The organism is Polynucleobacter sp., assembly GCF_044342855.1.
Classification (GTDB): domain Bacteria; phylum Pseudomonadota; class Gammaproteobacteria; order Burkholderiales; family Burkholderiaceae; genus Polynucleobacter.
The window spans coordinates 94,227-108,435 of sequence record NZ_JBIIPA010000004.1; the positions used below are offsets into that span (position 1 = coordinate 94,227).

The window sequence follows — 14,209 nt, forward strand, 5'->3', positions numbered from 1 at the left end:
TCGGCGTTCATCGCCGGGGGATCGCTTCTTCTATTTTTTCCTGCCGTGCCAGAGAATTGGCCTTGGATCTGTATGGCGACCATCGTCATTTCCCTATTTGGCATTTGCATCAATTACACCTCAATCCAAAATTGCCATGCAAGTAGCGCATTCCTAGCAGTTTGTTGTTTCGCCTTAGGATTTGCTTGGAATGCACATTACGCACAAGGTCGATTGGCCAATGTCCTTTCGATAGAGTATGAGGGTAAAGATCTCATTCTGGAGGGGAGGGTAAATACTTTGCCGCAGAGCTCCCGCAGTGGTGCAAAGTTTTCTTTTGCTATAGATAAAGCCTTTTTGGGTAAAGAGGCGATTGAATCATTTCCACCGCAGGTGTATTTGAGTTGGCAGCCAGCATGGCGTAACCCCCAAGATGTTCCGGAGGTCATTCCAGGTCAGCGCTGGAAATTCAAGGTCAAAATCAAAAGACCATATGGCTCCCTAAATCCTTACACCTTTGATTTTGAGCGTTGGTCTTTTCATCAGGACTTTGGTGCCAGTGGATCTGTGCGATCTGGAAGACTAATTACCGAGAAAGATATTCGTTTTACTGAATTCGCTTTAGCTATGGAGTATCAGCGCTGGAAATTAAGGCAAAAGATTCAGCACCTACTACCAAGAGATGCACGCTACGGCGGTGTGATTGCAGCGCTGGTGATGGGGGATCAGAATGCGATCGATCAAGAAGATTGGCGCGTATTTAATGCCACTGGTATTGGGCACCTCATATCGATCTCAGGACTCCACGTCACGATGTTGGCAGGATTTGGTGCCATGCTTGCCTCATTTTTATGGCGCCGTAATACTCTGCCGCTATTGATTCCCATCAGCAAGGTTGCTGCAGCCGCGGGATTTCTGACGGCATTTGTGTATGCCTGGTTGGCAGGATTTCAGATTCCAGCTCAGCGAACCATGTATATGGTGGGGGTGGTTGCCTTTGCGCTATGGTCTGGCAGAAGTCCACGATCATTTGATATCTGGTGGTGGGCGTTAGCTTTTGTACTTCTCATCGATCCAATGGCGCCCTATACGCCGGGGTTCTGGCTCTCATTTGGGGCTGTGGCAGCTATTTTGTATGCGATGCAGGATTCTGATGGCTTACTGGGGTTGCCTACTGGCAGGGAGCTAGAGCTGGATTGGCAATATAGGGTTACTCAAGCTCTAAGGGATGCTTGTCGAGTACAGGCGGTTGTTACTATCGCGCTTTTGCCATTAACTTTGCATTGGTTTTATCAAGTCTCGATAGTCTCTCCGCTAGCAAATGCTGTTGCCATTCCCGTAGTGAGTTATATCGTGACACCTCTAGCCATAGCTGGCGCTTTATTGCCTGACTTCATTGGTAAATGGTTACTGATACCTGCGCACGCCACGATGGACTACTTAGCCATCATGCTTGCTTGGATGGCTAACTGGAGATGGGCGATTGCTTGGTCCAGTCAGCCGGCTGGGTGGGCAATGGTGATGTCAATCATTGGCATCGCCATAGCGATTCGTCCCGGATCCATTCGGGAGAATTTGCCATCTAGAGTTGTAGGCCTCGCAATGTGCACAACTTTATTTATTCAGCCGCTGACTAATGCTAATTTGTCAAAAGGCGAGTTTCGGGCAACGGTACTCGATATCGGTCAAGGCACAGCAGTCCTTATCGAAACCAAAACAAAGCGATTGCTCTACGATACTGGCCCCATTCAGGGAAAAGATAATGCTGGCCAAAGGATCATCCTGCCGTATTTGAGAGGGCGGGGAATTAATCGCATTGATCGTATGGTGATTAGTCACAGTGATAGCGATCATATTGGAGGGGCAGCTAGCTTACTAAAAGAAATTACATTTGATTCCATGATGGGGTCTTTGCCAAGTACCAATCCATTGCTCGTCAATTTAGAGGGTAGAAAAGTACCCGCCATTCCCTGTCGCTTTGGTCAACAATGGTCATGGGATGGGGTGGACTTTCATATATGGCATCCGAATGAGCATACGGTTTTTGAGGATCAACATCCCAGAAAGCCAAATGAGGTCAGTTGTGTGCTGGAAGTGCGTAACCCAACCACATCATTCTGGTTGACTGGCGATGTGGAGAGGCAGGGCGAGGCTGAAATAACCGAACGCTTAACTCAAGCAGCCCTCAATAATCTCGTGGCTAAGAATGTGATATTCATGGCGCCACATCACGGTAGCAAAACATCTTCCTCTCAAGAGCTCTTAATGGCATTAAGTCCCGATGAAGCATTTGCTCAAAATGGATATCGAAATCGTTACGGACATCCACATCCAACAGTCACTGCCCGCTATCAAGGTATGAGTATTCCGTTTTACCAAACACCAAGCACTGGGGCGCAAGTTTGGACATTTCTATCTAAATCAGATCTTAAGCAAGACCGACCGCTATTTTGGCGCCAGCACAGCAAGCGCTTATGGCATAGGCGGCCTCAATAGGGCGTAAACTAAAGTTATGAAGAAATTCATTGCACTACTTTTTCTTAGTCTCTTTGTCAGCCAAATCAACGCTGCAATGATGCCTGTTGAATTCAATATGGCAAGTAATGCTGTTGTGGCTTCTGGTCATGAGCATTGCCAAGATGCTGCAGTAGTTACCCATACAGAAGATGGTAAGTCTAGTGGCAATGCTAATGCCACCCACTATTGCTGTGCGGTAGTGGCGATTCTAATTACTCCGTCTAAATTTTTTGCATTCAAGCAAGTTGAGGCATATTTGCCTAGCGATCCTGAGCTGCTTTCCTCCAAAATGGCTGAGTCCATTTACAAGCCTCCCAGAAATTTTCTGTAATCACGTTTAATTTTGGCGCTTAGATGCCTTTAGATAATTTTGTTTTGGAGAATACTAATGAATATGACTCACTATATGCAGTTATTGGCTGACAACCAGCCGTGGAATTTGTTGATCTTTATGGCCATACCGGTAGCACTTGCTGAGACCTTAGCAATCACCGAGCTATACATTCTGTTTACGCGAAAGTTTGATGGCTTTGTTTATCACCTGAATCGATTTGCGGGAACGACAGTGGGCCTCTATTTCATTGGCGTGATTGCGTACCTCATGATTGCTGCGGTGCTACCTATAACTAAAAATAACGAGTGGCGTACTGCTATTGATGTCATAGCGGTGGGTAGCTATTTGATAGGGGGCTTACCTTTAATTTGGATAGCCTTGCAAGAGTTTGGTTTTGTAAATAAAACCTTAGATCAAATGGACAAACTCAAGATTCATGCGATTTGTGTTGCGTTGTTTTTGGTGTTTGGGCATATCGCCATGATTGCGGGCATGCTAGATCCATCCCTCCTGGGTTACAAAGGAGCCAACACTCACCAAATGGGTGGGGACAGTGCTGGTGGTGGCCATTAGTACTGTGATCCAGCGATGCATGAGGGAATGAAAGCAATGCATCAGCAGATGATGAATGGCGGAAGTATGCCAAACGGTAATCCCAATAAAATGCCAATGAACTCACAAGGTCATTCTCACTAAGGAAGAAGCTAAGAGCGTAAAAAACCGCCCTCGGGCGGTTTTTCGCTTAGCGACTCAGAAATTACTCCAACTCTAATTTCTGCTTGGTAACTACATCTTTGTATGTCGCGTACTCCGCAGCAATCTCTTTTGAGAAAGCCTCCGGGCCGTTGACGCTAATGATGGACCTGACCTGTCTGGTTTTATCGGACCAATTTCATCTAGAAACTCTGGCTCCCGTTGTTAACTCTTTTTGCCATCTAGTGACAAACTCTGTTGGGGTTTGATAATCCAAACTTGAGTGTGGCCTGATTAAATTGTCCCTAAAGGGATTTCCTACGGTCATTTGCTTACGCCATACTTCAATGATCACCTTAGCATGCGCTCTACTATGAAACCAGTTCATGGCTAAGCACTCATCTCTAAATTTGCCATTAAAACTCTCATTAGTGCCGTTTTGCCAAGGTTTGCCTGGCTCGATATGTAAGTTGTGCAAACCTCGCTCTACCGCCCATTCCAACAAGACGGTACTTGCGAACTCTGGACCATAGTCACTGCGCAGAACCTTGGGGCAGCCACGTTCTGCGATTACTTTCTCTAGCACTTGCACTACTCGCTTGCCTTTAATCGAGCCGGCCACATCAATGCGCAGGCTCTCTTTGGTGAACTCGTCTATCAGGGTTAAGCACTTGAGCTTTTGCCCGTTGGCACAAGCATCAAAGACAAAATCGCATGCCCAAACCTCATTGGGTCCAGTTGACCCGCGTTGAAAATTAGCACCACTCCAAGTGAGAGATTTTGATAATCTTTTACTTAAAAAGGAGCGTTTATATGGCCAAACATGGAGTGCGTTTTAAACCTGAGCAAATCGTTTCCCTGCTGCGGCAAATTGAGGTTCTCACTGCCAACGGCAAGACCTTAGATGAGGCTTGCAAAGCTCTAGCCATTGCCGTCCAAAGCTCCTATCGCTGAAGAAAAATGTACGGCGGCATGAAAGCGGACCAAGCTAAGAAGTTCAAAGACCTGGAGCAAGAGAACGCTAGGCTCAAAAAGTTGGTGGCAGACCTATCGCTACGCGAAGTCATGCTCCAGGAAGTCATCAAGGGTTCACTTTCTGCGCCCCACTAGACGTAAAAATGCAGCGCAGCTGCTCATGGACAGGTATCAAGTCTTCTCCCCGGTCTACCTGCAGTTTGTTGGGGCTATCACGAACAGCCTATCTCTATATGCCATAACCATGTTTTGATTCAAACTATTGCTTAATGAACATAAATTCATTTTTTCCATCTTCTAAGACCGCAATCCCATCATCCCTGAGCTCATAAGTGAAATAGGCACATATCCGCGGGGCGGATAACACCCTGGAATGCAAGATGGCATATGTTTCACCTGCAAGATTTCTTACTGAACGTGTCACTAAACCTGGATGCCCTTCATGATGCAATCTTGCTCCAATAGCCTGGCAAAAGGTGTAATCGTTAGCATCAGTAATTTGAGGGAAAGCCAATACCTTTTCCTTGATACTAATTAGGACGGCATCACATCGCACTAGGTAAGTCCTTCGCTCAGAAATCATTCCAGACTGAGTAAACCCAGAGTCTTTCAATAATCTAGAGTACCAATGGTGAGCCGACTCATAAATACTGGTTTGCACGCAATCTGCCCCATACCAAACTCCATGGGAGCCATCAGAAAACCGACTTTTTATCCAATGATTAAAGGGGTAGGTAATCGCGTTATCCCATATGGCGTCTTCAAACGGTCTATGAATAATTGGCGAGGCTGAATCAAAATCTTTGGGCTTACCATCTAACTCAACCTGCACGGCAGTCTCCCAGTCCCCAGGTGAGTCGCTCAAATCATCAAAGAGGTTTTCGCTAGTGATAAGTGATGCGATATTTCTGGTGAGGTCTTTATGGACATCAATTAAGGTCAAACCATCAAAGAATTGATCCATTAAGCACCCCTAGCACGATCTAAATAAGAGCGAACCATGAGTAATCCAGTAAATCCAAATTCTTTGACTACCTCGACGGGTGTGCGGTTTTCAAAAGCCTTGTTTTTAGCCTTCATCCAGCTATAGAGCTGCTCCTTATTACGAGGGAATAAGATTCGCAGATTTTTATGGATGCCCAGTAAATGGCCAACTCGGGCATATTGATCTACGCCAACACCAATAGGATCACCATGGCGATAACGGCTCAGAGCCGAACGATTGGTCGGTGCAAGACCAAGCAAAGCAAGTTGATCTTCAGTAGGCAGGTCCCAGTGATCTAGCAATTGCATGATCATCTTGGCCAAGGCGCTACGATCAACTTCTATTTCTCTATTTGTAGTTTCTGCATGGGCCAACATACATCCTCCTTAATGTTTTAAATGCCTCTTTTATTGTTTTTATTATAACAATACTGAGAGATTAGAGAATAAATAATTTTGAACCGCCCCGGCTTTAATGGAGGCTCTAACTTTTGAGAAGATAGAGTCATGAACAGCAAATCTAGTAAGTTTTCCCCTGAAGTACGCAAACGCACCGTTCAAATGGTTTGAGATCACCGTGGTGAGTATCCATCCCTGTGGGCGGCAATTGAATCGATTGCCGGTAAAACAGGCTGCACAGCCCAAACCTTACGCAATTGGGTTCGCAAACATGAGGTCAAAACCCCAACAGAGTTTGTCGCTAGATGGCAAAAGGAATTAACCACGGGAGCCAGAGTTTCTAGATGAAGTTGGTCCGATAAAACCAGGACAGGTCACCACCTACATCCCCATGGCCAAAGGCTTTGTGTAACTGACGGCAGTCATTGACTGGACTAGCCGAAAAGTGCTGGCAGCTAAGGTGGCTATTACGCTAGAAGCCTGCCATGCCGTAGAAGTCAGTCTACCCCGTTTGCGCGATATGCTTGCAAGTAAATTTAAGTATGGGATTCATGCGTGAGTAATAAGCCCATAAGCTTGCACACTGACACTCCGCTTGCTCAACGTGTTATTCGCTATTACGTGAATTAGAGGAGCGTCTAGAGCTCTCTAAACCGTTAGGAGTTTTTGTTGCTGGAGGTGTTGCAGCGCATTTTTATACTGCCGCTAGATCAACCTATGATGTGGATGCTGAATTTAGTTCTCGCATTCTTATCCCGCAAGATTTGGCGGTTGAAGTCGATATGGCAGAGAAGGGTGTGCAAACCTTATTTTTTGACACCAACTACAACTCTACTTTCGAATTGATGCATGAAGATTATTTAAAAGACTCAGTGCCGTTGGATGCTGGTCTTAAATTTATTAAGGTTAATTTGCTGTTACCTGTAGATTTAGCGGTGAGCAAGATTTCTCGTTTATCTGGCAACGATAGGCACGATATTTCGGACTTGGTGCGCTCTGGCTTCACTAGCGCTCTGGCGATTGAAGAGCGTGCCAACGAAGCTATTGGTGGGTATATCGGTAGCATGAAAGAAGTTCGTCAAAATATTAATAGCGCCGTCAGTATCGCCAAGCAAGCTGAACCTAAGATCTATGGAGCCCCCAAGCAGGATTTGGATTTTGGGTTGCAAGAGATGGTCGCTTAAGACTTTTTAAGTGTTCGCCATAGCCCTAGGCCGCTAGCGCCCAAACGCAACTTTTGATGTTTACGGGTTGCCCTAATCAATAAGCCTAGATCCTGGGATTTGCTAATCTTGATTAGCACTGAGATGCCCCAATAAACGATGTTATGTCATCGATAAGTATAGGTATGGCCATAAAATTAGCATTATCGATGTGTATGCATTGATAATAAATTACTTTATGAAGCATAGTGGCAGATCAAAATTTCAATGACTGAACCGCTCCGGGTGCGTATTCCGGTGAATGTTGCCACTTCAACCCTCGGTGAGGGCGCAAAAACCCATCAAGAGCAATGCAGCTTCCCCAAGAAATCTTAATTAGGCTCAGTCACAAATCCTAATTTTGTTAACCCAGCGCGGCGTGAAGCTGCCAGTACTTGAGCAACGTATTCGTATTTAACGGATTTATCGGCGCGCAAATTAATTTCTGGTTGCGGTTCCTTCTGGGCGGCTTTTTCTGCATAGCCATCAAAAGTTTTCAAATCAATGGGGGTGCTATTCCAGAATATGTTGCCCTGGGCATCAATCGAGAGCTGTATTGACTCTGGTTTGACTTCATTACGCACGCTGTTGGCTTTGGGTAGTTCAACCTTTACGGCCTGCTGAATGACTGGTAGGGTAATGATAAATATGATGAGAAGCACCAGCATGACATCCACCATCGGAGTCATGTTGATTTCGGCCATGATGCCGCTTTCTTCCGGATCGCTCTGAAGATTAAAAGACATGTTTATTCTCCGGACTTCACGCGGGCACCAGTCACAAAGTAAGCGAGGAGATCATTGCCAAAGCGATGGAGATCGGCCAGCAATAATTTATTGGCACGGTTGATCGCATTAAAGCCTAATACTGCTGGAATCGCTACTGCCAAGCCTAATGCGGTCATGATGAGTGCCTCGCCAATCGGGCCTGCCACTTGATCAATCTGCGCGCTACCAGAGCTGCTAATCGCAATCAAAGCGTGATAGATGCCCCAAACAGTTCCGAACAGGCCAATAAAGGGGGCGGTGGCGCCAGTAGAACCTAGGAAGGTGAGGCCTTTTTGGAATTGCGCTGCTACACCATCAAGGCTGTTTTTTAGGCTTCTTGCCATCCACTCGGAATAGTTCAGTGTCTGCAAGAGTTCGCGATGATTGGTGGACTGACTCTGATGGTGAGTGGAGGCGCTGCTTGCCGCCTTAGCAATGCGATAGTAGGGATTGCTTGCATGACTAGAGAATGCATTTAAACCCTGATCATAGGAAGTAGCGCGCCAAAATTGATCTAACTCTGGCTTGAGTTTGCGTAGATTGCGCAAATCCCAAAAGCGTGACAGCAAGATGACCCAGGTTACGATAGAGCAAGCGAGAAGGGCAAGCGCTACAAAGCGGGTAACAGCATCGCCCTCAAGCCATAAATTTGCTAAGCCAAATGGTGTATTCATGATGATTAATTCTTTAAATTAAATTTAATTAAAAGGTTGGTGGAAATTCTTTGGGGCGAGCCATTAACTAAAAATGGTTTAAATCGATAACGACGACCAATCTCCGTTGCCGCTCTGTCTAATCTTGGAAATAAGCTGGAACGCAATAAGGCAACATCCTCAACGTTACCTGATTCATCAATGATCAATCTCACCGCTACCTCACCTTGCTCTCCAGATCTTTTGGAGAAAGAAGGGTAGTAAGCATCTGCATCTGGTTGATATACAACAACCAGTTTACCAATGTCAGTCTGGATTGGTGTGCCGCTGGTTCCAGAGGTAGTCGCTGGTGCAACCGTAGCATTTGGGGCTTGTGATTCGCTCTTAGATTGCTGTGGTGAGGGCGGGGTGGGAGCCTGTTGTTGGTTTTGTGGCGGTGTTGGCGCTTGCGTGGATTTTTCATCCACAGCCTTCTTCTGCTCTTGTTTGGGTTTTGGTGGGGGCGCAGCTGGGGCGGCTTGGGGCTGTTTGGCGGCCTCAGGGCTAACTAGATTGGCCATCACTCGAGCATCATCTAGATTGTTATCGTTGTCAGGCTTCATGCCGCTCTGAAAGCCAATCAGAAACAATAAATGTAAGGCAATCACAATGCCAATGATGATGCGTTCGGTCTGATTGAATGGCAAATACGCATTCATTTGACTGAAAAATCCTCTCATGTAAAGGAGCTCACCAACTGAGATTCAATGCTGTGTTTATCCAGGTTTGATTGCATGAGTTCTTGTGCCATGTGATGCAATTTCTGCGCATCTTTACTGCTGATGAATTTAATAGAGCCATATTCATCATAATCTAAGCGCTCACCCTGCGATTCCAGTTTTCGTTTGAGTTGGCGTACTACCGCCTCGCTGGTATCAATGAGATTAATTGAATCCCCCAATAATTTACGTATAGCTTTTCGCAAGAAAGGGTAATGTGTGCACCCTAGAACAAGAGTATCTGCCCCCGCCTCCTGAATGGGCTCGAGGTGCTCAGCAAGTAACTCTAAAGTTGCTTCGCCATTGGCTTGGCCTGCTTCAATCAGGGGAACTAAGCCGGCACCCGCTTGTTTAACAAACTGACAATTGGGTAGGGTGGCTAGTAAAGCGCTAAATTTATCGCTCTTGAGGGTGGCCTCGGTTGCGAGTACGCCAACAATGCTATTGCTTGACTGCATTGCTGCAGGCTTGATGCCTGGCTCTACGCCGATGATCGGAATGGTGCTGAGCTCATTACGAATCTTGGCAATGGCCTCAGCGGTGGCAGTGTTGCAGGCAACCATGATGGCATTACAGCCTTGCGCCGCCAAATATAGACAGAGCTCCATACTGCGTGAGGCAATCCACTCGCTCGATTTTTCTCCATAAGGAGCGTTGATGGAGTCGGCTAGATATATGTAGTTATGTGAGGGAAGTTGGCGCAAAGCCTCATCCAAAATGGATAGGCCTCCAACGCCAGAATCAAATACCCCGATGAGTGCCAAGTAAAGGCTGCTTAACTATGCATTGCTGTTGACAGTTGTCTTAAACAATCTTGACTGGAATGCCGGCAATTTTTGCTTGCCATTCTTTTGGACCAGTCTCGTGCATTGAAATACCTGCGGAGCTGACCGCTACTGTTACTGGCATATCTTTGACATCGAATTCATAAATGGCTTCCATGCCCAGGTCGGCAAAGCCAACTACCTTAGCCGTCTGAATTGCTTTAGAAACTAAGTAAGCGGCGCCACCAACGGCCATTAAGTAGGCTGATTTATGTTTCTTGATCGCTTCAATTGCAATAGGACCACGCTCTGCTTTACCAATCATTGAGATCAAGCCAGTTTGAGATAGCATCATCTCTGTGAACTTATCCATACGGGTTGAGGTGGTTGGTCCTGCTGGGCCAACTGCTTCGCCGCCTACTGGATCAACCGGACCCACGTAATAGATCACACGGTTCTTAAAGCTTACTGGCAATTCTTCACCTTTGGCCAGCATATCGGCAATACGCTTATGAGCGGCATCACGACCGGTCAAAATTTTGCCGTTCAGGAGCAGCGTTTCACCTGCTTTCCAGCCAGCCACCTCTTCCCCGCTTAGGGTGTCTAAATTCACGCGCTTGGATTTTTTAGTGTCTGGAGTCCAAGTGACATCTGGCCAATCAGATAAAGATGGCTTTTCTAATATCGCTGGGCCATCGCCATGCAGGTGGAAGTGCACGTGACGGGTTGCGGCACAGTTTGGAATCATCGCCACTGGCAATGAAGCCGCATGCGTTGGGTATTCCATGATTTTGATATCCAGAACAGTGGCTAAACCACCGAGGCCTTGTGCCCCAATACCGAGTTGATTCACCTTCTCGTAGAGCTCTAAGCGGAGTTCTTCAGCACGAGTCTTTGCGCCGCGTGCGATCAATTCTTGGATATCTACAGGGCCCATTAAGGACTCTTTAGCCATGAGCATCGCTTTTTCTGGGGTTCCGCCAATACCAATGCCTAGGATGCCGGGAGGGCACCAGCCAGCACCCATGGTTGGGACAGTCTTGAGTACCCAGTCGACGATCGAGTCAGAAGGGTTGAGCATGACCATCTTGGCTTTGTTCTCAGAACCCCCGCCTTTGGCAGCGCAAATCACCTCCACATCATCGCCCGGTACGATTTCATAATGAATCACAGCTGGGGTGTTATCACCCGTGTTTTTGCGTTTACCTGCTGGATCAGTCAATACAGAGGCTCGTAATGGGTTGTCTGGATTCATATAGGCCCGACGAACACCTTCGTTCACCATCTCGCTGACGCTCATGGTGGCGTCGCCCCACTGAACGTTCATGCCAATCTTGAGAAAAACGACTGCAATGCCTGTGTCCTGGCACATCGGGCGGTGGCCTTCTGCGCACATGCGGCTATTGGTCAAAATCTGAGCAATCGCATCCTTAGCTGCCGCGCCTTGTTCGAGCTCGTAAGCCTTACCCATAGCGGAGATAAAGTCCTTTGGGTGGTAGTAAGAAATGAACTGAAATGCGTCTGCAACGCTTTGAATAAGGTCGTTTTGTTTGATATTTGTCATGGTTTTAGGCTTGATTGTGTCAGGTTTCTTCTATTTTAAGGGTTTGCCATAGAGCAAATCTAGCGTGTTTTCACTTATCTTATTAGCTCTTGGGGATGCGTTTCCCTAACTCTGCACTATTTTTGCAGAAAAAGACGACTGATTATTGAATAGAAGGGCTGTGAAGCATGGAACCATTGATGCAAGAAAACCGCGTATTTAACCCACCTGCAGACTTTGTTAAGTCTGCAGCCATTCCTGGAATGGAAGCTTATAACAAGCTTTGTGCTGAAGCCAACTCAGATTACGAGGGTTTCTGGAGCCGTCTTGCTAAAGAAAATATGTTCTGGAAGAAACCCTTCACAAAAGTCTTGGATGAGTCTAAAGCACCTTTTTATAAGTGGTTTGAAGATGGCGCAACCAATGCTTCTTATAACTGCCTGGACCGCCAAGTTGAAAATGGTCTTGGTAATAAAACTGCGCTTATTTTTGAAGCTGATGATGGTTCTGTTACCAATGTCACTTACCAAGACTTGCTCGAGCGCGTTTGCAAAATGGCAAATGCACTCCGTAAGATGGGCATCAAGTCTGGCGATAGCGTAATCATTTATATGGCCATGACGATCGAAGGCGTTGTAGCGATGCAAGCCTGTGCCCGTATCGGTGCAATCCACTCTGTCGTGTTTGGTGGTTTTTCTGCTCAAGCTTTGCGTGACCGAATTATTGACGTAGGTGCTGTTGCTGTTATTACTGCTGACGGCCAATTCCGTGGCGGCAAGTCCTTGCCATTGAAAGCAATTTGTGACGAAGCCTTGTCTACTGGCGAATGCCCGAAGGTAAAGCATGTCATCGTTAACAAGCGCACTGGTTCTGATGTCACGATGACAGCAGGTCGTGATGTGTGGATGCAAGAAATCGTAGCGAATGAATCGGCCACTTGCGAGCCAGAGTGGGTCAGCGCTGAGCACCCATTATTTATTCTTTACACATCAGGGTCTACTGGAAAGCCAAAGGGCGTTCAGCACTCCACTGGTGGCTACCTCTTGTGGGCGATTCTCACAATGAAGTGGACTTTTGACATCAAACCAAATGACGTCTTCTGGTGTACTGCTGACATCGGTTGGGTAACAGGCCACTCTTATATTACTTATGGCCCACTCGCAGTTGGCGCCACTGAGATCGTATTTGAAGGCGTTCCAACCTATCCAAATGCTGGCCGTTTCTGGGACATGATCCAAAAACACAAAGCAACGATTTTCTACACAGCTCCAACAGCGATTCGCTCTTTGATCAAGGCATCTAGCAATGATCAATCAGTGCATCCAAAGAGCTATGACTTATCTTCATTGCGCCTCTTAGGTTCTGTAGGTGAGCCAATTAATCCAGAAGCTTGGATGTGGTACTACGAGAATGTCGGTGGCTCACGTTGCCCAATCGCCGATACTTTCTGGCAAACCGAAACTGGTGGTCACATGATTTCACCATTGCCAGGTGCAACACCAATGATTCCAGGTTCATGCACATTGCCATTGCCAGGTATTCAGGCGGCGATTGTGGATGAAGCCGGTGTAGACGTTCCAAACGGTCAAGGCGGTATCTTGGTTGTAAAGCGTCCATGGCCTTCCATGATTCGTACGATTTGGAATGATCCGGATCGTTTCGTAAAGTCTTATTTCCCAGAAGAATTGGGTGGTACCTTGTATCTAGCAGGTGACGGCGCAATCCGTAACAAAGATACCGGCTACTTCACCATTACTGGTCGTATCGATGACGTGTTGAACGTTTCCGGTCACCGTATGGGCACGATGGAAATCGAATCTTGCTTGGTTGCCAATTCATTAGTTGCTGAAGCTGCGGTAGTTGGCCGTCCTGACGATATGACTGGCGAAGCCATTTGCGTATTCGTGGTTCTTAAAGGCGGTCGTCCAACAGGCGATGAGGCTAAGAAGATTGCCACTGAGTTGCGTAACTGGGTTGGCAAAGAGATTGGTCCTATCGCTAAGCCTAAGGATGTGCGCTTTGGCGATAACTTACCTAAGACCCGTTCTGGCAAGATCATGCGTCGCTTGCTGCGCGTGATTGCGAAAGGTGAAGAGGTGACTCAAGACACTTCAACCCTAGAGAATCCAGCGATTTTGGAGCAACTCAAAGAGTCCGTATAAGTTGCTCATCACACTTTTAGAGGCAATCCTTCCGGCAAACGTATAATCATCAGCTGTACGGAAGGGTGGATGAGCGGTTTAAGTCACACGCCTGGAAAGCGTGCGTAGGTTAATAGCCTACCGCGGGTTCGAATCCCGCCCCTTCCGCCAGTAGCACCCTAAGAGCCCCTAACCACGGGGCTCTTTCTTTTTCGGGGCTTTCTACCCACCACTCTACCCACCAGTAAAACATTGTCTGAATTTGCAGTTCTGGATGGATCGGGAGGGAGCATTCTGGATAAATGACTGGATTCCAGGCCAATCTTTGATTGGCGCCTTGAAATCACCATTAATTCCCTGTGTAGGCAGGCTAATGCCGAGCCAAGGAGGGTTGGGGCTAAGTTAAACTAAAAAATATCATTATTAGCGCTAGTAATGGCATTTTGATAATTCAGTTATCTGGGTTTTAAAGCCCAAAATCAAGGGAAATAGATGTCAGA

General features: G+C 46.8%; 13 protein-coding genes, 1 tRNA gene and 3 pseudogenes. 9 read left to right on the forward strand and 8 right to left on the reverse strand.

The window, feature by feature from the left end; genetic code table 11:
* Window positions 1–72: 72 nt before the first annotated feature.
* Genes ACIQZ3_RS02760 through ACIQZ3_RS02770 form a run of 3 tightly spaced genes read left to right on the forward strand, consistent with a single transcriptional unit; the run spans window position 73 to window position 3,403 of the window.
* The gene (locus ACIQZ3_RS02760; RefSeq protein WP_397390120.1) at window positions 73–2,475 is read left to right on the forward strand and encodes a DNA internalization-related competence protein ComEC/Rec2; all 2,403 of its coding nucleotides are present in this window, start codon (window positions 73–75) and stop codon (window positions 2,473–2,475) included.
* A 16-nt stretch (window positions 2,476–2,491) separates the two neighbouring features.
* On the forward strand, window positions 2,492–2,827 hold the full coding sequence (locus tag ACIQZ3_RS02765) for a hypothetical protein (RefSeq protein WP_397390122.1): 336 nt from the start codon (window positions 2,492–2,494) through the stop codon (window positions 2,825–2,827).
* 57 nt (window positions 2,828–2,884) lie between these two features.
* Entirely contained in the window at window positions 2,885–3,403 is a 519-nt protein-coding gene (locus tag ACIQZ3_RS02770; protein WP_397390124.1) for a DUF6803 family protein, read from the forward strand.
* 319 nt (window positions 3,404–3,722) lie between these two features.
* Here the strand turns inward: ACIQZ3_RS02770 and ACIQZ3_RS02775 are convergent.
* Window positions 3,723–4,259, reverse strand: a pseudogene (locus ACIQZ3_RS02775) (integrase core domain-containing protein); the annotation flags it as partial.
* Between the two features lie 77 nt (window positions 4,260–4,336).
* Here ACIQZ3_RS02775 and ACIQZ3_RS02780 point away from each other — a divergent pair.
* Complete coding sequence (locus tag ACIQZ3_RS02780) at window positions 4,337–4,477, forward strand: hypothetical protein (protein ID WP_397390126.1); 141 nt, start codon at window positions 4,337–4,339, stop codon at window positions 4,475–4,477.
* A gap of 6 nt (window positions 4,478–4,483) precedes the next feature.
* On the forward strand, window positions 4,484–4,633 hold the full coding sequence (locus tag ACIQZ3_RS02785) for a hypothetical protein (protein WP_397390128.1): 150 nt from the start codon (window positions 4,484–4,486) through the stop codon (window positions 4,631–4,633).
* Between the two features lie 124 nt (window positions 4,634–4,757).
* On the opposite strand, the gene ACIQZ3_RS02790 is transcribed toward ACIQZ3_RS02785, so the two are convergent.
* Entirely contained in the window at window positions 4,758–5,462 is a 705-nt protein-coding gene (locus ACIQZ3_RS02790) for an RES family NAD+ phosphorylase (RefSeq protein WP_397390130.1), read from the reverse strand.
* Window positions 5,462–5,860, reverse strand: a complete 399-nt coding sequence (locus ACIQZ3_RS02795) for an antitoxin Xre/MbcA/ParS toxin-binding domain-containing protein (RefSeq protein WP_397390132.1) — start codon at window positions 5,858–5,860, stop codon at window positions 5,462–5,464. The genes ACIQZ3_RS02790 and ACIQZ3_RS02795 overlap by 1 nt, the downstream gene beginning before the upstream one ends.
* Before the next feature lie 129 nt (window positions 5,861–5,989).
* On the opposite strand from ACIQZ3_RS02795, the pseudogene ACIQZ3_RS02800 reads away from it, so the two are divergent.
* Together ACIQZ3_RS02800 and ACIQZ3_RS02805 are read left to right on the forward strand one after the other, a co-directional pair.
* A pseudogene (locus ACIQZ3_RS02800) lies at window positions 5,990–6,160 on the forward strand (IS3 family transposase); the annotation flags it as partial.
* A 428-nt stretch (window positions 6,161–6,588) separates the two neighbouring features.
* A pseudogene (locus ACIQZ3_RS02805) lies at window positions 6,589–7,065 on the forward strand (DUF6036 family nucleotidyltransferase); the annotation flags it as partial.
* A gap of 350 nt (window positions 7,066–7,415) precedes the next feature.
* On the opposite strand, the gene ACIQZ3_RS02810 reads toward ACIQZ3_RS02805, so the two are convergent.
* From ACIQZ3_RS02810 to ACIQZ3_RS02830, 5 genes are read right to left on the reverse strand one after another with little or no spacing between them, the layout of a single operon-like run.
* Window positions 7,416–7,829: an ExbD/TolR family protein gene (locus tag ACIQZ3_RS02810; RefSeq protein ID WP_397390134.1), complete on the reverse strand. Its 414-nt coding sequence runs from the start codon at window positions 7,827–7,829 to the stop codon at window positions 7,416–7,418.
* Window positions 7,830–7,831: 2 nt separating this feature from the next.
* Window positions 7,832–8,524: a MotA/TolQ/ExbB proton channel family protein gene (locus ACIQZ3_RS02815; protein WP_397390136.1), complete on the reverse strand. Its 693-nt coding sequence runs from the start codon at window positions 8,522–8,524 to the stop codon at window positions 7,832–7,834.
* Window positions 8,525–8,529: 5 nt separating this feature from the next.
* A complete protein-coding gene (locus ACIQZ3_RS02820) occupies window positions 8,530–9,222 on the reverse strand; it encodes a TonB family protein (protein ID WP_397390138.1) in 693 nt (230 codons plus the stop codon).
* Window positions 9,219–10,025 (reverse strand): glutamate racemase, encoded by an 807-nt coding sequence (murI, locus tag ACIQZ3_RS02825; RefSeq protein WP_397390140.1) that lies wholly within the window; start codon window positions 10,023–10,025, stop codon window positions 9,219–9,221. Before murI ends, ACIQZ3_RS02820 begins: the two co-directional genes overlap by 4 nt.
* Window positions 10,026–10,065: 40 nt before the next feature.
* Window positions 10,066–11,589 (reverse strand): fumarate hydratase, encoded by a 1,524-nt coding sequence (locus ACIQZ3_RS02830; protein ID WP_397390142.1) that lies wholly within the window; start codon window positions 11,587–11,589, stop codon window positions 10,066–10,068.
* Between the two features lie 167 nt (window positions 11,590–11,756).
* On the opposite strand from ACIQZ3_RS02830, the gene acs reads away from it, so the two are divergent.
* Both acs and ACIQZ3_RS02840 read left to right on the forward strand, forming a co-directional pair.
* The gene (gene acs / locus ACIQZ3_RS02835; RefSeq protein WP_397390144.1) at window positions 11,757–13,730 is read left to right on the forward strand and encodes an acetate--CoA ligase; all 1,974 of its coding nucleotides are present in this window, start codon (window positions 11,757–11,759) and stop codon (window positions 13,728–13,730) included.
* Window positions 13,731–13,789: 59 nt separating this feature from the next.
* A tRNA-Ser gene (locus tag ACIQZ3_RS02840) sits at window positions 13,790–13,880 on the forward strand.
* Window positions 13,881–14,209 lie beyond the last annotated feature (329 nt).